Origin of the sequence: Luteibacter sp. ME-Dv--P-043b (assembly GCF_030209605.1) — a bacterium.
Taxonomy (GTDB): Bacteria; Pseudomonadota; Gammaproteobacteria; order Xanthomonadales; family Rhodanobacteraceae; genus Luteibacter.
On the sequence record NZ_JARVRT010000029.1, the window covers coordinates 36,283 to 53,745 of the forward strand.

Consider the following 17,463-nt stretch of genomic DNA (forward strand, 5'->3'; position numbering starts at 1 on the left):
CACGGGTCGCCGCCGGGGCAGTCGCGGGCTACACTCGGACGGTTATCGTCCGTAGCCCCAAGGTCCCCATGCATACCCGCGTCCTCACCGGCATCACCACCACCGGCACGCCGCACCTCGGCAACTTCGTCGGCGCGATCCGTCCGGCTGTCCTGGCCAGCAAGGACCCGAACGTCGATGCCTTCTATTTCATGGCCGACTACCACGCGCTGATCAAGAGCGACGACGCAGATCGCGTCGAAGCCTCGCGCATGAAGATCGCCGCCACGTTCCTGGCCGCCGGCCTCGACCCGAACGTCGCCACCTTCTACCGGCAGTCGGACATTCCCGAAGTGCCGGAGCTTATGTGGCTGCTGACCTGCGTCACCGGCAAGGGCCTGCTCAACCGTGCCCATGCCTACAAGGCCGCCGTGGATCGCAACGTCGATGGCCAGGAAGACCCGGATGCGGGCATCACCGCGGGGCTGTACATGTACCCGGTGCTGATGGCCGCGGACATTCTTGCGTTCAACGCCAACAAGGTGCCGGTGGGCCGCGACCAGATCCAGCACATCGAGATGGCGCGTGACATCGCACAGCGCTTCAACCACACCTACGGCCGCGAGTTCTTCGTCATGCCGGAGGCGCACATCGAGGAGCAGGTGGCCACGCTGCCGGGCCTGGACGGTCGCAAGATGTCCAAGAGCTACGACAACACCATCCCGCTGTTCGAGGGCGGGGCCAAGGGCATGCGCGAGGCGATCATGAAGATCGTCACCGATTCGCGCGCGCCGGGTGAGCCGAAGGACACCGCGGACGCTGCGCTGTTCACGATCTTCAAGGCGTTCGCCTCGCCGGCCGAAACCGTGGCCTTCGAGCAGTCGTTGCAGGGCGGCATGGGCTGGGGCGAGGCCAAGGTGGCCCTGTTCGACCGCATCGAAGCCGACGTGGCGCCCATGCGCGATCGCTACGAAGCACTGATGGCTCGGCCGGACGACATGGAAGACGTGCTGCTGGCCGGTGCCGCCAAGGCCCGTGCCGTGGCCGGGCCGCTGCTGGAGACGCTGCGCGAAGCCGTCGGCCTCCGCAGCCCGCGCTACCGCCGCCAGGCGGACGCAACGTCGCCCGCGGTGCCGGCCGCTGCGCCGAAAGCGCGCCCGCCGCGCATCGCCAGCTTCCGCGACGACGACGGCAGCTTCCGCTTCCGCCTGTTCGATGCGGATGGCGCCGAACTGCTGCTGTCCAAGGCGTTTACCGATCCCAAGGCGGCGGGTGCCTTGCGCCAGTCGCTGGCGACGCTGGGCGGTGCGGCTGCCTCGCTCGCCGCTGTCGGCGATCAGCTGGGGCTGCAGGTCGATGGCGCCACGGTAGCCACGGGTCCGTCCTTCACCGATGAAGCCAGCCGCGCCGAGGCCGAGGCTCGCGTTCGCGCGGCGCTGGACGCACTCGCTGCCGTCACGGCGGACGAGGCGGCGGCCAAAGCGGCGGCGAAGAAGGCAAGCTGAGCCATGCGCTACCTGGCCCTGATGCTGCTGGCGCCCTGGCTGATCGTGCTGGGCTGGGCCTATTGGCAGTACCCGAAGTCGCTGGTGACCAACGCTACCCGCCGCGCGTTCGACGTGCTTGCCCTGCTGGCGGCCGTGGTCGCTTCTATCCAGGCGGCCCTGGTTTCGTTCGACGCGGTGGAGCTGCCGCCCGCCGATAGCTTCGGCCCGAAGAGTGGCGCCATCTGGCAACAGGTGGTGCCGGCACTGTGGGGCTATGGCGCGTTCGTCGCCGTGCTGGTGGTGGCGCTCATCGTGCGCCAGGTCGTCTGGAAGCGCGGCGAGCGCCGGTAAGCGCTTCGCCGTCCCGCGCAGCACTGCGGGCTCACACGTGAGGGGCCATAACGTCAGGCGCCGCGTAGTTTGCCAGTCAGGCCCTTCAGGAAGTTGCGCAGGAACTGGTCGCCGCAGAGCCGGAAGTTGCTGTGCTTGGGCTGGCGGAACAGGGCGTTGATCTCGCCACGGGAGACGCGGAAGCCCGCGTTGGTCATGAGGGCCAGGATGTCGTCTTCCTTCAGTTCGAAGGCGACTCGCAGCTTCTTCAGCACCACGTTGTTGTTGACCCGGGTCTCCACCGGTCGCGGCGGCTGGCTTTCGTCGCGGCCACGGCGGTGCAGGATCAGGCCGTCGAGGAAGTGGGCCAGGGCCGCATCGGGCATCTCGACGAAGCCGGGCTCGTCTTCCTTGCGCAGCCAGGGATCGACCTGTTCGCGGGTGGCTTCGAAGCCGGTGAGCTTGAGGATCTCGACCACATGGACCTCGCCGAGGTCGAGCATGTAGCGGATGCTGCGGAGTGTGTCATTGTTGAGCATCCGCCTAGGGTACACCGGCCGATCTGCGGCAGGAACATAAACCACGGACTGCCCGGTCCGATGCCAGGAAGCGATGCCGATGCCGCTCGTCCCGCCCACCACCGCCGGACACGCCGGGCGCAACCTCTACATCGACCTGCTGCGTGGCGTGGCCATCGTCATGGTGATGCTGCTGCACTTCTCGCTGACCTACCGGCTGCATCGCAGCCCGTTGGCCGACGGGGTGCCGGTGGACACGCTGCGGACGCTTTTCTACAACGGCAACTACGGCGTGTCCGTGTTCTTCGTGATCTCGGGCTTCCTGATCACCTCGAACATCCTTCGGCGCTACGGCAGCCTGGGCGGTATCGACCTGGGGCATTTCTATCGCCTGCGCCTGTTCCGCCTTTACCCGTCCGTGGTGCTGGCGCTGGCGATCATCACGGTGCTGGGCCTGGCCGGGCTGCCGGACTTTTCCAACGTGCAGCAGGGCACGCCGCTGGGCAACGGCTTCTTCGTCCTCGCCGACGTCTCGGTGCTGACGTTCTGGCACAACGTGCTGATGGGGTCGGTCGGGTACTTCAACTACGCGATGAACGTCTACTGGTCGTTGTCGGTCGAGGAAGTGTTCTACCTGGTCTACCCGCTGGTGCTGCTCATCGCCCGCCGGCCCTGGCAGCGCGTGGTCGTCGGCTGTGCCGGCCTCGTCATCGGCCCGGCCTACCGCTGGCTGCACGACGACAACGAGCTGTTCTACCTGTACGGCAACCTGGCCTGCGTGGACATGCTGGTCTACGGCTGCGCGGCAGCGGTCGCCGCACGCGAGGTGGTCTGGACGCCGATGTTACGCCGGTGGCTGGCGCTGCTCGCCCTGCTGGCGATGGGCTGGGTATACATGCGGGGTATCGACGGCAACGAGGCCTTCGGCGCCACGCAGATGGGTATCGCGGCGGCGATATTCCTGGTCGCCGTCGCCACACTGCCCGGTGGCGCGTTCGCCCGTCGTGTCGGTGCGCCCCTCGCGTGGCTGGGTGCGCACAGCTACGAGCTCTACCTGTTCCATATCATCGTGCTGGGCATCCTGCGCGAGCTGGTGCCCAAGGCCACCCTGACGCCGGAGCGCAAACTGCCGCTGTTGCTGGTCTTCTTCCTGGCTTCCGCCCTGTGTGCCTGGCTGGTGGCTCGCTTCTACGGCGATCCGCTGAACCGCCGGCTGCGGGCGCGCTTCAGCCGGCGCAACGTTTGACGCTCATGTGCCTGCGGCTCCACGCATCGCGGTGATGCGTGGAGCCGCCCCGATCAGAACGTCTTCTCGATGCCCAGCAGGATCGACTGGTTGGCGTGCGTGCCCGAGTCGAACAGCGCCTGGTACTCCGCGCGCAGCGACAGCCCGCTGTCGAATTGCGCCTGGATGCCGACGCCCAGCAACGTGTGGTTGCGCGCGGTATCGCCCACGGTGGCCCGGTACAGCGGCCCGGCCAGCAGGTCCGCATAGGACATCGTCGCGTTGCTGGCACCCTGGAAGTCGCGCTGGTATTCCACGCGGACACGCGGCACCAGCACCCCGAAGTCGCGCTTGAGGCGGAACTCCGCCCGCAGGCCCAGGGCACCCGTGGACGTGCGCACCGTCTGTCCGCGGTAGTCGAGGGCATAGGTGGCGTCGCCACGCTCGGTGTAGCCGTCCAGCTGCGCGCGCGACACGTCCAGTCGTCCGTACGGTGTCAGCCGCGTGGTGCCGTCGTCGTGCTCGTAGCCGAAGGCCACCGAGGCGAAGGCCTGCTTGCCGTTGCGGCTGCCGGTGACACGACCGCCGTCGGCCGTCACGTATCGCCGTGCGTCGAAGTCGAGCCACTGGTAGCCCAGCAGGGTATCGATGTACGTGCTCTCGCTCGGACGCAGGCTGGCATACAGCGCCATGTTGTAGGCGGTAGTGGTGTTGCGGCTGCCCATCTTGCCGATGTCGCTGGCATCGTGGCCGTAGCCCACACCGAGGCCCAGGGTCAGTGCGTTGGACAGACGCTTGTCCGCGCCCACGCTGACACCCGAGGTGGTGAAGTCGACACCGTTGGCGGCCGCGCCGCGGTTGGTCGCGCCGAAGTTCACGGCACCGCCGGTCCAGAACGCCACGTCGTCCGGCGACGCCTGTCCACTCTGGGTCGGCGCCTTACGCGCCTCGGCCTGCAGGAAAGCGGGCGCGTCGGGATCGTTCATGGCTTCGGCCACGCCCTTGCCTGGACGGTCGCCGTTCACGGCCTGGCGGCCGCCGCCGGAGCTGAAGTTCAGGCCATTGCTGAAGCGGGACGATGCGGCGTTATGCAGCGATTCCAGGCGTTGCTGGAAGTTGCTGATCTGCCCGCTGGCCATGCGACGGGTGGCATCCACCTGCGCGCCGAGGATGCCGGTGACTTCCGCGTCCTTCGAGGGGTCGGGGCGTGCCGTCACGGTGATCGTCACCGTGGCCGGCTGGGACACCGCGTAGGCGTTGGAGAGCGTGTACACCAACTGGGCCTGGCCCGAGAACGCCGCGGCGGCGGCGAAGTCCAGGCGATAGCCCGTGGCGGTCTTCACGATGGTGGCCGTACCCGACTGCGCGGGCGAAAGCGACACCACCGCGGCGTCGGTGAACGGACCACCGCGCGCGGTGTTGGTCAGGTCCACCTGCACGGACTGCCCGGCACCGACCGTCGCGGTCAGCGCCACGGCCATCGGCCGCGGCTGTACCGTCACCGTTACCGTGGCCGGCTGCGACACGCCGAACACGTTGGTGAGCGTGTAGGTGAAGCGCTGCGCACCGCTGGCATCCGCCGGCGTGGTGTAGGCGATCGTCGTGCCGTTGACGGTCGCCGTGCCGACGGCGGGTGGCGTGACCACGGTCACCGCCGTGAACGGACCACCGCTGGCACCTTGGGTGGCATCCACGTTGATGGTCTGGCCGGCCACGCCCGTTATGGCGACCTGTTCCGGCACGACGGGCAGGGTGCCTGCCTGCACGGTGATCGTCACCGTGGCGACGTTGGAACGTCCGCCCGGTCCGATGGCCGTATAGGTGAAGCTGTCGGTGCCGAAGAAGTCGGTGGCGGGCGTGTAGCGCACCGACGTGCCATCGACCACGGTGGCGCCATGCGTCGGTGCCGTGGCGACGGCCACCGACGTGATCACGCCGGTGTCGTTCGCCGTGACCGGAATCGTCACCGGCTGGTTGGCCGCGGTGCTGGCCGTGTCGGCGACCGCCACGGGGACGGCATCGCCGATGGTGACCGAGTACGCCTGGGTGCCGGCCATGCCGTGCACGTCCGTGGCGCTGACGGTGAACGTCACCGGACCACTGCGCGTCGGCGTGCCGGTGAGCGTACCCGCCGACGACAGCGTGGTGCCTTCGGGCAAGGCGCCCGCGCTCACCGTAAAGGTATACGGTGCCGCGCCGCCGCTGGCGCCCAGCGTTGCGCTGTAGGCGCTGCCCACGGTGCCGCCGGGCAGCGTGGCCGGACTGACGACCACGGTAACGGCGGCGATGGTCAGCGTGTAGTTCCGGCTGAGTGTCGCCGGCGTCAGGCTGCCATCGGTCACCGTCACGGTGAACGGGAAGCTGCCGGTCACGGTCGGCGTACCCGAGAGCACGCCCGACGTCGCGTCGAAGCTCATGCCCGCCGGCAACGCACCGGTCAGGGACAGCGTGCGCGGCGCCGAGCCACCGCTGCTGGTGAAGGTGATGCTGTTGCTGGCGCCGTAGGTGGCCGTCAACGCGGGGCTCGCCGGTGTCAGCACGAGGGGGTCGGCATCGACAGCCAGCGTCAGGTTGACCGTCGCGGTGAAGGGGCTGCCCGCGCCGGTGCTGCTGTCCGCGACATGGATGGCCACAGGGAAGTTACCGGCCTGGGTCGGCGTCCCGCTCAGGGTGCCGTTGTCGGCCAGGGCAAGCCCGGTCGGCAGGTTGCCGGTCACCGTGTAGTGATAAGGCGCGGTGCCGCCCGTCGTCGAGAACGACGCGGCATAGGCCTGGCCCACATGCGCCGTGGGCTGGCTGGTGGGCGTGAGCACCAGCGCCGCGCCGCCGACGTTGACGGTGTAGGCGCGACTGCCGGTGAAGTTGTTGCCGTCGGTAGCGGTGACGGTGAAGTTGAATGCCCCCGAGGACGTCGGCGTGCCGCTGAGCACACCGGCCGCATTGAGGCTCAGGCCGGCCGGCGTCGCGCCCGCGGTGATGGCGAACGTGTACGGTGCCGTGCCGCCCGAGGCGGTGACGGTTTGCGAGTACGCCGTGCCCGCCGTCGGGTTCGGCAGCGTGGCCGGTGCAACCACCACGCTGGGGGCAGCGACGGTGAGCGAGTACGCACGCGAGCCGCTGAACGGTGCACCGGAACCGCTGGAACTGTCGGTGGCGCTCACGGTGAAGTTGAACGTGCCGGCCACCGTGGAGGTACCGGAGAGCACGCCGGTGGGCGACAAGGCGATGCCGCTGGGCAGCGTGCCGCCCGTGACAGCATACGAATACGGCGCGGTACCGCCACTGGCCGTGACCGTGCTGGAGTACGCCTGACCGGCCGTGGCGTTGGGCAGGGTGGTCGGCGCGATGACGATCGTCGGTGCCGCTACCGTGACGGTGTAGGCACGGCTGCCGGTGAAGCCGCCGCTATCGGTCGCGGTGACGGTGAAGTTGAATGTCCCCGCCGCGGTCGGCGTGCCACTGAGCACACCTGCCGCACTGAGGGTTACGCCCGCTGGCGTGGCACCCGCGGTGATGGCGAACGTATACGGCGCCGTGCCACCGGAGGCGGTCACGTTCTGCGAGTAGGCTGCACCGACCGTCGGGTTCGGCAGGGTGGCCGGAGCGACCGTGATCGTGGGTGCGCTGATGGTGACGGAATACGTGCGCGTCGTGCTGAACGGCGCGCCGGTGCCCGTGGAGCTGTCCGTGCTGCGCACGGTGAAGCTGTAGTTGCCGGGCGTGCTGGGCGTGCCGGACACGTTACCGCCGCTGGATACGGTGATCCCGGACGGAGGCGTGCCGCTGCTTACCGCATAGGTGTACGGCGCGGTACCGCCAGACGTGCTGAGGGCCTGGCTGTACGCCGTACCCGCCACGCCGTCGGGCAGGGTAGTCGGCGCGATCGCCAGTGTCGGCGCGGCCGAGTTGATGGCGATGGTGCGCGATGCGGTGTTGTTGCCGCTGTCGGTCACCGTGAACACGGGATTGAAGCTGCCGGCCTGGGTCGGCGTGCCGCTGACGACACCCGCGGAGGAAAGCGTGATGCCGGCGGGTAGCGCGCCACCGGTCAGCGTCCAGGTATACGGCGTCGAGCCACCGGAGGCGGCCAGTGACTGGTTGTACACGGTGCCGACCGTGGCGTCGGGAAGGGTGGTCGTCGTGATGGACGGGCCCGACTGCTGCACGGTCACGCTAAAGGGAATGACCGAATTATCGTCGCCATCGAGGACGGAAAAACTGTCGGTGGCCGATCCGTCGCCGTTATTGGTGTAGTACACCAAGCCGGTGGAGTTGTTGTTCCGGGGGTCGTTGGTTCCGTGCTGCGGCGGGCTTTGATACCCGTTGATGCCGCTGATCGTGCAGTTGCTCAGGTCCGTGACGACCGTGCCCCCGGAGGCGACGATGATCGATTGGGGCTGGCAGCCCGCGGCATGGGCAAGTCCACCCAGCATGAGCAGGCATAGGCCGAGCACCCACGTTGTCACGCGCGAGCGCGCGCGAGCCTGCGCGACCGCATGGCGGCCGCGAAAAAAGAACGAATTCATGTCTTCCCCTGTGTCCCCGGCTGAAACAGCAGCCAGCGATCGCATTATGCGCAGCCGTGCTATCTCAGCAGCATGTGTATTCGGCACCGTTGGGGCGAACTTGAATCGCGGCTCTTGTTTACCTTCACGCCATGGACGAGAGTCGGTCAAGGCAGGCGCCGCCGCCTCTCGCGAGCCAACGATCAGGGGACACCGGATGAGCAACTATTTCCTCGGGCAGGTCATGCTCGCGGGGTTCAACTTCGCACCCAGGGGGTTCGCGGCGTGCAACGGCCAGTTGATCCCGTTGCAGCAGAACCAGGCGCTGTATTCCCTGCTTGGCGTGAAGTTCGGCGGTGACGGTCGCACCACGTTCGCCTTGCCCGATCTGCGCAGCCGCACGCCGGTCGGCTCGGGGCCGTCGGCTGATGGCAGTTGGCAACCGCCGGCTTATACCGTCGGCGCCGCAGCCGGCGTGGAGAACGTGACCCTTCTGCAAGGCCAGATGCCGGCCCACACGCATCCCTTGAACGCCACCACCACGGCCGGCACGCTCAAATTGCCGACCAATGCGTTGTACGGTGGCTCGGGTGCGGAAAACTTCTATGCCACGCCAGCCCATCCGACACCATTGATGGGTTCCACCATCGGCATGGCGGGCGGTAACCAGCCGCATCCGAACCTGCAGCCTTTCAGCGTGCTCGGCTTCAATATCGCCATAAGCGGCATCTTTCCGTCACGCAGCTGACGCCGAACCAGGAGAACGACCATGTCCGAGTGTTATATCGGCGAGATTCGCATGCTCGGCTTCAGCCGCGTTCCGCAGGGGTGGCTCGCCTGCGACGGCAGCCTGGTCTCGATCGGCGATTACGAGACGCTCTACGCTCTGCTGGGCACCACCTATGGCGGTGACGGGGTCAACACCTTCGGTGTTCCGGACATGCGCGGTCGCCTGCCGGTGGGGCTGGGGCAGGGGCCCGGTCTAGGCAACTACGTCCCGGGCCAGAAGTCGGGCACCGAGACGGTGACGCTGTCGACGCCACAGCTGCCCATGCACAACCATACGTGCCTCGCCACGACCGACGCAGGCACCAGTGCCACGCCCAGCTCGAGTGCGGTGCTTGGCGGTATCGCCCCGGACACGATGTACACGCCGGATATCACCGGCCTTACCGGCTACGCGTTGGCGACAGCCGCCGTGGGCAACCAGGGTGGCTCGCAGCCGCACAACAACCTCATGCCGACGCTGAGCGTACCGTTCTACATCGCGTACCTCGGCATCTATCCCACTCCTCCGTGATCCCTCGCCAGGCGACTACGACATGACCGAACCTTACTTCGGCGAAATCCAGGTTTTTGCCTTCGATTTCGCGCCCGTGAACTGGGCGTTCTGCAACGGCGCGACGTTGCCGGTGAGACAGTACACGGCGCTGTTTTCGCTGCTGGGGAACACCTACGGCGGCGACGGCTCGACGACCTTCATGCTGCCTAACCTCACGTCGCGAGCGCCTGGGGGTAGCGGCGCCGGACCTGGGCTGACGGCGCGATCGGCAGGTAACGTGTATGGCGAGTTCCAGCATGCCTTGACGGTGCCCGAGATGCCGTCACACGGGCATGGCGCGACGGTGTACGTGCAACGCGATCAGACCAAGCGGACGTCCGTGCCCGCGGCGGGCAGCGCCCTGGTCACCCCCAGTACCGCGGCGCCGTTCCTGCCGGGTGCAGTGCCTTCCACCACGCTGTCTCCGCTGGCCATACAGCCGGCCGGCTCGGGCGTGCCACATGAAAACCGGCAGCCGTTCCTGGCGTTGAATTTTTGCATCGCGCTACAGGGCATCTATCCACAGTTCGAATGATGGCCCTGCCCGACTTTCCCGTCGCTGGCCCCGCGAGCACCACGCTGGCGGGGTCACTGGCCGTTGACGGCCTGCGGTTGCGTGCTTGTGGCGAGCACGACCTGCCTTTCCTGCGCGTGCTCTATCGCCAGACGCGCGACGACGAACTGGCCGCCACCGGGTGGCCGGAAGCAACCCGGGTTGCCTTCGCCGACCAGCAGTTCGGCATGCAGCACATGCACTTCGTGCATCACTTTCCGGACGCGCATTTCTTCCTCCTGCAACGCGGCGGCCGTGACATCGGGCGCTATTACCTCGACGTATCCGGGCCGGCGTGGCACGTGGTCGATATCGCGCTGTTGGCAGACGTGCGCGGGCAGGGCATCGGCACCGCGCTGTTGCAGGCTACGCGTGCGATCGCGCCCGCCGTCACGCTCAGCGTGGCCGTGAACAACCCCGCCGCGATGCGGCTTTACACGCGCCTGGGTTTCGTCGACGAAGGCGAGGCCGGTGGCATGCACCGGCGCATGCGCGCTAGTTGAACACGGCCTGGTAGACGAAGCCGTTGCGGTCGCGCGCGATGGGTACGAGGAAGATGCCGAATTCACCCAGTTGCGGATGGCGCATCGTATAGGTCCGCTGGGCGAAGAGGATCGCCGCGGTGTTGTGGAACAGCAGCGAGAACGCCTGGCGGAACGAGGATGCCGCGGGCAGCGGTTGCACTTCCACCAGCACGAAGGGCGCATTGCCGTCGCCGGTATCGACGTCGGCCTCGAAGGTTTCGTTCAGATGGCCGGCGAAGTGGTGGATCTCGAAGAACTGCATGGGTGCCCTCCCGGGTGGCCTGCGTTGCGCAGGTCGGTTTCGTTGGGGGGAGAGCATCGCGCACATCGTGCGCTCCTACAAACGCCGGTAGGATCCGGTCATGTAGGAGCGCACGATGTGCGCGAAAAAACACCCGGGTTACGACTGCACCCCGGTTACTGCGCCAACCCGCTATTACTGCGGCAGTCCCAGATCGTCGATCATCGCCTTCAGGAACCGCGCAGCCTCGCCGCCGGTGGCGGCGCGGTGATCGAACGTCAGCGACAGCGGCATGCGGCGATGCACTTCGATGCCACCCATCACGGCGACCACGTCGTGGCTCAGCTTGCCCGCGCCGACGATCGCGACCGTGGGCGGTACGACCACCGGGGTGGCGTAACGGCCGGCGAACATGCCGAAATTGGACAGGCTGATGGTGTAGCCGGACAGTTCCGACGCCGGGATGCTGCGATCTTCAACCGACGAACGCAGGCGCTTGATCGCGGCGCGGACGCCGGCACCGTCGAGCACGTCGGCATTACGCAGGGCCGGCACGAACAGGCCGTCTTCCGTGTCCACCGCGATGCCGATGTCCACGTGGGGGTGCAGCGTGCGGGTCAGGTCCTTGCCGTTGAACCAGGCGTTGAGCGCCGGCACCGTCTTGCAGGCCGTCACGATGGCGCGGATCAGGCGGGCGGTAATGTCCTGCTTGCCGATCCAGGCGTGCAGGTCGGCATCGTCGACGATGGTGGTCGGGACGACGTTGGCGTGTGCTTCGGCCATCACGCGCGCCATGTTGCGACGGACACCCTTCAGCTGTTCCGGCTGGCCCATGCTGTCCTTGCCCGGGGGCGCGGTGCGCACGGCCTTGCCGGCGAGCGACACCGGCGTGCGCGACGGGGCGGGGCCCGGCTCCGGCAGCGTGGGTGCAAGGTGCTGCGCCGAGGCAGGGCGTGCGGGCGCGGGAGAAGCCGACCCGGAGGCACCGAGTGTGGCGCTGCCGTTGGCCGCCGCGTTCTTCACGTCGGCCATGGTGATCACGTCGCCCGCGCCCGTGGGCTGCACGCGGGTGAGGTCGATCTTCATCTTCTTCGCCAGCGCGCGCACGGCCGGCACGGCCTTGACGCCACCGGCGCTGGAGACCTGCTCGGTGTGCACGGCATTGCCGCTGACCATGGCGCCGACGACGGTGCCCTCGTCTTCGCGCTGTGCCGGGGCCTTGCCGTCGGATTCGATCTCGCCGCCGTCATCGGAGGCGACGACCTTGGTCGCGTCGTCCGGGGCCGGGCTGCCAACGCTCTTCTTCGGGCCATGGTGATGACCCGTGGACTCGGCCTCGGCACGCTGGCGCGCGTTCGGGTCGATCTCGAAATCGGCCAGCGAGGCGCCGGTCTCGATGATGTCGCCCACGCCGCCGTGCAGCTTCTTCACGGTGCCGGAGTACGGCGAGGGCACGTCGACGACGGCCTTCGCGGTCTCCATCGACACCAGCGGGGCATCGAGCTTGATGGTGTCGCCTTCCTTGACGTGCCATTCCACGACGGTCGCGTCGGGCAGGCCTTCGCCGAGGTCCGGCAGGTAAAAGGTCTTGATGTCGGCCATGTCTATCGGTTCCTCAGGAGGCGGCGAGCGTGCGCTGGGCGGCTTCGACGATGCGTTCGACGCTGGGCAGGTACTTCATTTCCAGGCGGAACAGCGGGATGTGCGTATCGAAACCGGTCACGCGCTGCACGGGGGCGAGCAGGCTATAGAGGCATTCCTCGGCCAGGCGGGCAGCGATCTCGGCACCGAAGCCGGCGGTCTTGGGCGCTTCGTGCACGATGACGCAGCGGCCGGTCTTGGTCACCGACTCGGCGATGGTGTCGAAGTCGAGCGGGGTCAGCGTGGCCACGTCGATCACTTCCGCGCTGACGCCCTGCTGGGCCAGTTCGTCGGCGGCTTCCAGGCATTCCTTCACCTGCGCACCCCAGGTCACCAGGGTGACGTCGGTGCCGTCGCGCAGCACGAAGCAGACATCCAGCGGCAGCGCTTCGCCGTCGTCGGGCACCTCTTCCTTGTACTGGCGGTAGATGCGCTTGGGCTCGAAGAAGATCACCGGGTCCGGATCGCGGATGGCGGCCAGCAGCAGGCCGTAGGCACGTGCGGGCGACGAGGGCATGACCACGCGCAGGCCGGGGATGTTCGTGAACAGGTGCTCGTTCGCCTCGGAGTGATGCTCCGGCGCGCGGATGCCGCCGCCCCAGGGGGCGCGCCACACGGCCGGCACGGTCATGCGACCACGGGTACGGTTGCGCATGCGGGCGGCATGGCAGGCGATGTGTTCCATCATCGGGTAGATGAAGCCCTCGAACTGGGCTTCCGCCACCGGCTTCATGCCCTGCACGGCCAGGCCGATGGTCAGGCCGGCGATGGTGCCTTCGTCCAGCGGCGTGTCGATGACGCGCATCTCGCCGAACTGCTCCTGCAGGCCCTGGGTGGCGCGGAACACGCCGCCGTTGACACCGACGTCCTCGCCGAGCACCACGACGCTTTCGTCGTTGCGCATTTCATAGGCGAGCGCCTGGGTCACCGCTTCGATAAGAGTGATTTGTGCCATGGGAAGAAGTCCTTACGACTTGCGATCGAGGGAAGCGACGAGCTCGCGCTGTGCTTCGAGGTCGGCCGGGAGTTCGGCGTACAGGTAGTCGAACATGGCCGTTGCCGGCTGGTTCTTCGTTTCCAGATACGCGTTTACTTCGTTGTCCATCCAGTCGTCGCACTCGGTCTTCCAGGCCTCTTCCTTCGCGTCGTCCCACTGGCCCTTGGCTTCGAGCCACTTGCGCAGGCGCGGTACGGGGTCGCGCTCCCAGGCGTCCTTCACTTCCTGCTCGCCACGGTAGCGGCGGGCATCGTCGGCGGTGGTGTGGTCGCCGAGGCGGTAGGTCACCGCTTCGATTACGCTGGCGCCTTCGCCGTTGCGGGCGCGGTCCAGGGCGATCTCCATGGCGGCGCGCACGGCGATGATGTCGTTGCCGTCCACCTGGATGCAGGGCAGGCCGGCCGCGATGCCCTTCTGGGCCAGCGTGCCGGAACCGCTCTGGATGCGGCGGGGCACCGAGATGGCCCACTGGTTGTTGACGATCACCGCGACCATCGGCAGCTTCTGCGCGCCGGCGACGTTGATGGCGCCGTAGAAGTCGCCCTTGGACGAGCCGCCGTCACCGATGGTGCAGACGGCCACGCGGGGTTCCTTGCGGATTTTGAAGGCCAGCGCGGAGCCGGCGGCGTGCAGGCACTGGGTACCGATGGGCACGCACCAGGCGAAGTCGTGCGCCGGGGCGTCCTGGAAGTCGTTGCCGCGCTCGTCGCCACCCCAGTAGGTGTAGACCTCGCGGGGCTTCACGCCGCGATACAGCTGTGCGCCGTATTCGCGGTAGGACACGGCCAGGGAATCTTCCCGGCGCATGGCGCTACCGATGCCGACGTGCGCGGCCTCGTGGCCCAGGCACGAGGCGTAGGTGCCCAGCTTGCCGGTGCGCTGCAGCGCGATCGACTTGGCATCGAACACGCGGGTGGACACCATCAGCTTGTAGAGCTCGACCATGTGGTCGAGGTCCTTGGCGAAGGCGGGGAGTTCCTTGCCGGTTTCCTTGCCATCCTGGTCAAGGTACTGCAGGTATTCGATTTCGAACTTGGCGGCGATGGACACGACTCGCTCCCAGGGGAAGGGTTAGAAACGACACGCACGAGTGGGGAAGCGAACGGCCCATCCAGCGGGGCACGAGCGGCTTTTCGATCATTGCGAGCCGGACTAGATATCAGGGGTATTATCACCCGGCAAGGCACGGCGCAGCATGGAACCGGCCGTGGCGGCCCCGGAACGGCGCTGTGGCGCGGGTTGCGGGGTCCTGGCACCCCTAACGTGAAAAGAGTTTTCGATGACCCCTCCCCAGCGCGAGATCGAACCGGGCATCCGTACCGACCTCGACGGCCGCCTCACCTATGGGGACTACCTGAAGCTCGACCAGGTGCTCTCCGCCCAGCAGCCGCGCAGCCAGCCGGCCCACCACGACGAGATGCTGTTCATCGTCCAGCACCAGACCTCGGAGCTGTGGCTGAAGCTGATGATCCACGAGCTGGACGCGGCACTGACGCGGCTGCGCGCCGACGACGTGGACGGCACCCTCAAGGTGCTGGCCCGGGTCAAGCAGATCCAACGCCAGCTGTACGAGCAGTGGGCGGTGCTGGAAACCCTCACGCCTGCCGAATACCTGCAGTTCCGCGACGTGCTGGGGCCGTCGTCGGGGTTCCAGTCGCTGCAGTACCGCATCGTGGAGTTCCTGCTGGGCAACAAGCACGCGGACATGCTGCGTGTGTTCGAGCACGATCCCGCGGCCCATGCGCGGCTGGGCAAGGTGTTCGAGGCCCCGGGCCTGTACGACGAGTTCCTGCGCTACCTGGCACGCCGCGGCCATGCGGTGCCCGCGGACATCCTGCAGCGCGACCTCACCCAGCCCTGGCGCAGCCAGCCGTCCCTGCTGCCGGTGTTCAAGCGGATCTACGAGGACACGGCGCACCACTGGCCCGAATACCACCTCAGCGAGCAGCTGGTGGACGTGGAGGAAGCCTTCCAGCTCTGGCGCTTCCGCCACATGAAGACGGTGGAGCGCATCATCGGCTTCCGCGCCGGCACCGGCGGCTCCTCGGGCGTGGCCTTCCTGCGCAAGGCGCTGGAGCAAAGCTTCTTCCCCGAGCTGATCGAGGTCCGCACCATCCTGGGCACCTGACCATCCTGTGGGGCTGGCCATTCCACGAACCCAGGCTCGCGTAGGAGCCCACGATGTGGGCGAACCCTCAGGTCACGCCCGGCGAATGAAGCCATGCATCGCATCCCTGCGAGCGTTACCGTGAGTCGAACGACGCGGCTTTTTTTGACGCCCTTCAAAGCCGCCCCAGGCGAGTCTAAAAACGCTCGCCTGTGCGCGAGGTTGGCTTCCCTCGCCTTAGTTACGTAGACGGTTCGCCCACATCGTGGGCTCCTACCCCCCCCCAGGCACGTGGATATCGACGGCGGGATTTGACGCGGAGGCCCCCTCCCGCTAAACACGCTGCTTGCACCGTTCACAAGGGAAGCCATGACTCCGACAGCCCCCGGCCAGGTACGCGACGTGCCCGACTACCCGCAGACCATGGGCCATCCGCGCCCCCTGTGGATGCTGTTCATGACCGAATTCTGGGAGCGCTTCGCGTTCTACGGGATGCGCTGGGCGCTCACGCTGTACATCGTGGCGGAGTTCTTCAAGGGCGACCAGGCCGGGCAGGGCTACGCCAGTCGCACCTACGGGGCCTACCTGGCGCTGGTCTATGCCTCGGCCCTGTTCGGCGGCTGGGTGGCCGACCGGATACTGGGCTACCAGCGTTCCATCCTGGTCGGCGCGGTGGTGATGGGTGCCGGCCTGTTCATGGTGATGGTGCCGCACCAGCAGGTGTTCCTGGCGGGGCTGGCCACGGTGATCGTCGGCAACGGCCTGTTCAAGCCGAACATCTCCTCGCTGGTCGGCCAGATCTACCGCCAGGGCGACGACCGTCGCGACCGTGGCTTCACCATTTTCTACATGGGCATCAACATGGGCGGTTTCCTCGCCCCGCTGGTGACCGGCTGGATCGCCTCGGTGGCGACGGATACGCCCCTGCAGGACAACTACCGCGCCGTGTTCGCCTCCACCGGCGTCGGCATGGTGATCTGCTTCATCTGGTTCCTGATCGGTAAGAAACAGCTCAAGGGCGTGGGCGTGCCGCCGCCGGAGCGCCACGCCGGCAAGAACCTGGGTGCGGTGCTGGTGGGCATCCTCGTCGCCATCCCGCTGGTCTACCTGCTCATGGCTTACGCTGGCGCGGTGTTGATCGCCTGGCTGCTCGGCGTGCTGTTCATCGGCGTGGCGATCATGCTGGTGGTCGAAGCCGTGCGCCACGACCGCATCCAGATCCACCGTGTCATCGCCATGCTGCTGTTGTTCGCCTTCAACGTGCTGTTCTGGATGTTCTTCGAGCAGGCCGGCAGCTCGCTGAACTTCCTGGCCCAGAACATCGTCGACCGGCGCATGTTCGGCGGCTGGGAATTCCCCACCGGCTGGTTCCAGTCGCTCAACTCCGCGGCCATCCTCGTCTTCGCACCCGTCGTCGCCCTCAGCTGGGGCTGGCTGGCGAAGCGCCGCAAGGAACCGTCCATCCCGCGCAAGTTCGGCCTTGGCCTGATGTTCAACGCGCTGGGCTTCCTGGTGCTGATGTATGCGCTGACCCGCCTCGTGGGCGCCGACAACCTCATTCCCTTCTGGCCGCTGGCCATGTGCTACGTCATGCAGACCATTGGCGAGCTGTGCCTTTCGCCGATCGGCCTGTCGATGGTCACCAAGCTGGCGCCGCTACGGGTCGTGGGCCTGGCGATGGGTGGCTGGTTCCTGTCCACCGCCATCGGCAACAACCTGTCCGGACTGCTGGCCGGCCACATCAGCGGCGAGACCGGCATCACCATCGGCTCCGCGCTGTCCGGCTTCACCTTCAGCTTCGAACTGCTGATCGGCTCGGGCATCCTGCTGTTCCTCATCGCCCCACTGATCAACCGCTTGATGCACGGGGTGAAATAACACCCCCACGACGCCAGGCCTGGGCGCGCGCCCAGGTACCGGCGTCCTTGCAAGGTGCCTGGGGTGTGTAGGAGCAACTGTCTTTTTCAGGCCTCTACCGTTCCGTGCCATGGAGTCTGATCGCGGACCATGGCGTTGAGGGTGATGAGCAGTTTGC

15 protein-coding genes are annotated in these 17,463 nt (G+C 67.3%); 9 read left to right on the plus strand and 6 right to left on the minus strand.

Features of this window, described 5'->3' with window-relative positions; all coding sequences use genetic code 11:
• Positions 1-68: 68 nt before the first annotated feature.
• A complete protein-coding gene (locus QRN34_RS15030) occupies positions 69-1,484 on the plus strand; it encodes a tryptophan--tRNA ligase (protein ID WP_285405651.1) in 1,416 nt (471 codons plus the stop codon).
• 3 nt (positions 1,485-1,487) lie between these two features.
• Entirely contained in the window at positions 1,488-1,817 is a 330-nt protein-coding gene (locus QRN34_RS15035; RefSeq protein ID WP_285405653.1) for a hypothetical protein, read from the plus strand.
• Positions 1,818-1,870: 53 nt separating this feature from the next.
• Here the strand turns inward: QRN34_RS15035 and QRN34_RS15040 are convergent, their stop codons facing one another.
• Positions 1,871-2,335, minus strand: a complete 465-nt coding sequence (locus QRN34_RS15040) for a DUF1456 family protein (protein ID WP_285405655.1) — start codon at positions 2,333-2,335, stop codon at positions 1,871-1,873.
• Between the two features lie 79 nt (positions 2,336-2,414).
• Here QRN34_RS15040 and QRN34_RS15045 point away from each other — a divergent pair, with 79 nt between their 5' ends.
• Positions 2,415-3,560, plus strand: a complete 1,146-nt coding sequence (locus tag QRN34_RS15045) for an acyltransferase (RefSeq protein WP_285405657.1) — start codon at positions 2,415-2,417, stop codon at positions 3,558-3,560.
• A gap of 53 nt (positions 3,561-3,613) precedes the next feature.
• Here the strand turns inward: QRN34_RS15045 and QRN34_RS15050 are convergent, their stop codons facing one another.
• Positions 3,614-8,065: a putative Ig domain-containing protein gene (locus QRN34_RS15050; RefSeq protein ID WP_285405659.1), complete on the minus strand. Its 4,452-nt coding sequence runs from the start codon at positions 8,063-8,065 to the stop codon at positions 3,614-3,616.
• A 196-nt stretch (positions 8,066-8,261) separates the two neighbouring features.
• Between QRN34_RS15050 and QRN34_RS15055 the strand changes: the two genes are divergently transcribed.
• From QRN34_RS15055 to QRN34_RS15070, 4 genes are read left to right on the plus strand one after another with little or no spacing between them, the layout of a single operon-like run.
• Complete coding sequence (locus tag QRN34_RS15055) at positions 8,262-8,792, plus strand: tail fiber protein (protein WP_285405661.1); 531 nt, start codon at positions 8,262-8,264, stop codon at positions 8,790-8,792.
• A 21-nt stretch (positions 8,793-8,813) separates the two neighbouring features.
• The gene (locus QRN34_RS15060; protein ID WP_285405663.1) at positions 8,814-9,344 is read left to right on the plus strand and encodes a tail fiber protein; all 531 of its coding nucleotides are present in this window, start codon (positions 8,814-8,816) and stop codon (positions 9,342-9,344) included.
• A gap of 22 nt (positions 9,345-9,366) precedes the next feature.
• Positions 9,367-9,900 (plus strand): tail fiber protein, encoded by a 534-nt coding sequence (locus tag QRN34_RS15065; RefSeq protein WP_285405665.1) that lies wholly within the window; start codon positions 9,367-9,369, stop codon positions 9,898-9,900.
• Positions 9,900-10,421 carry a GNAT family N-acetyltransferase gene (locus tag QRN34_RS15070; protein WP_285405667.1) on the plus strand — a complete coding sequence of 174 codons (522 nt, stop codon included), beginning with the start codon at positions 9,900-9,902 and terminating at the stop codon, positions 10,419-10,421. Before QRN34_RS15065 ends, QRN34_RS15070 begins: the two co-directional genes overlap by 1 nt.
• Here the strand turns inward: QRN34_RS15070 and QRN34_RS15075 are convergent.
• The 4 genes from QRN34_RS15075 to pdhA all read right to left on the minus strand — a co-directional run bounded on the left by QRN34_RS15075 (position 10,414) and on the right by pdhA (position 14,371).
• Positions 10,414-10,704 carry a hypothetical protein gene (locus QRN34_RS15075; RefSeq protein WP_285405669.1) on the minus strand — a complete coding sequence of 97 codons (291 nt, stop codon included), beginning with the start codon at positions 10,702-10,704 and terminating at the stop codon, positions 10,414-10,416. The two genes, QRN34_RS15070 and QRN34_RS15075, sit on opposite strands and share 8 nt — an antisense overlap.
• 174 nt (positions 10,705-10,878) lie before the next feature.
• A complete protein-coding gene (locus QRN34_RS15080; RefSeq protein ID WP_285405671.1) occupies positions 10,879-12,285 on the minus strand; it encodes a dihydrolipoamide acetyltransferase family protein in 1,407 nt (468 codons plus the stop codon).
• A gap of 13 nt (positions 12,286-12,298) precedes the next feature.
• Positions 12,299-13,279, minus strand: coding sequence for an alpha-ketoacid dehydrogenase subunit beta (locus QRN34_RS15085; protein ID WP_036139881.1), 981 nt, complete (start codon positions 13,277-13,279; stop codon positions 12,299-12,301).
• Positions 13,280-13,291: 12 nt separating this feature from the next.
• Positions 13,292-14,371 (minus strand): pyruvate dehydrogenase (acetyl-transferring) E1 component subunit alpha, encoded by a 1,080-nt coding sequence (gene pdhA / locus QRN34_RS15090; protein WP_285405673.1) that lies wholly within the window; start codon positions 14,369-14,371, stop codon positions 13,292-13,294.
• 229 nt (positions 14,372-14,600) lie between these two features.
• On the opposite strand from pdhA, the gene QRN34_RS15095 reads away from it, so the two are divergent.
• Both QRN34_RS15095 and QRN34_RS15100 read left to right on the plus strand, forming a co-directional pair.
• Positions 14,601-15,449: a tryptophan 2,3-dioxygenase family protein gene (locus QRN34_RS15095; RefSeq protein ID WP_285405675.1), complete on the plus strand. Its 849-nt coding sequence runs from the start codon at positions 14,601-14,603 to the stop codon at positions 15,447-15,449.
• Between the two features lie 348 nt (positions 15,450-15,797).
• A complete protein-coding gene (locus QRN34_RS15100) occupies positions 15,798-17,306 on the plus strand; it encodes a peptide MFS transporter (RefSeq protein ID WP_285405677.1) in 1,509 nt (502 codons plus the stop codon).
• Positions 17,307-17,463 lie beyond the last annotated feature (157 nt).

Bases quoted from the DNA above. Each gene is read 5' to 3' on its own strand.
- QRN34_RS15040 (WP_285405655.1), bottom strand. From the start codon at position 2,335: ATGCTCAACAATGACACACTCCGCAGCATCCGCTACATGCTCGACCTC.
- QRN34_RS15050 (WP_285405659.1), bottom strand. From the start codon at position 8,065: ATGAATTCGTTCTTTTTTCGCGGCCGCCATGCGGTCGCGCAGGCTCGC.
- QRN34_RS15035 (WP_285405653.1), top strand. From the start codon at position 1,488: ATGCGCTACCTGGCCCTGATGCTGCTGGCGCCCTGGCTGATCGTGCTG.
- QRN34_RS15070 (WP_285405667.1), top strand. From the start codon at position 9,900: ATGGCCCTGCCCGACTTTCCCGTCGCTGGCCCCGCGAGCACCACGCTG.
- QRN34_RS15030 (WP_285405651.1), top strand. From the start codon at position 69: ATGCATACCCGCGTCCTCACCGGCATCACCACCACCGGCACGCCGCAC.
- QRN34_RS15055 (WP_285405661.1), top strand. From the start codon at position 8,262: ATGAGCAACTATTTCCTCGGGCAGGTCATGCTCGCGGGGTTCAACTTC.
- QRN34_RS15065 (WP_285405665.1), top strand. From the start codon at position 9,367: ATGACCGAACCTTACTTCGGCGAAATCCAGGTTTTTGCCTTCGATTTC.
- QRN34_RS15060 (WP_285405663.1), top strand. From the start codon at position 8,814: ATGTCCGAGTGTTATATCGGCGAGATTCGCATGCTCGGCTTCAGCCGC.
- QRN34_RS15095 (WP_285405675.1), top strand. From the start codon at position 14,601: ATGACCCCTCCCCAGCGCGAGATCGAACCGGGCATCCGTACCGACCTC.
- QRN34_RS15080 (WP_285405671.1), bottom strand. From the start codon at position 12,285: ATGGCCGACATCAAGACCTTTTACCTGCCGGACCTCGGCGAAGGCCTG.
- QRN34_RS15085 (WP_036139881.1), bottom strand. From the start codon at position 13,279: ATGGCACAAATCACTCTTATCGAAGCGGTGACCCAGGCGCTCGCCTAT.
- QRN34_RS15075 (WP_285405669.1), bottom strand. From the start codon at position 10,704: ATGCAGTTCTTCGAGATCCACCACTTCGCCGGCCATCTGAACGAAACC.
- QRN34_RS15045 (WP_285405657.1), top strand. From the start codon at position 2,415: ATGCCGCTCGTCCCGCCCACCACCGCCGGACACGCCGGGCGCAACCTC.
- QRN34_RS15100 (WP_285405677.1), top strand. From the start codon at position 15,798: ATGACTCCGACAGCCCCCGGCCAGGTACGCGACGTGCCCGACTACCCG.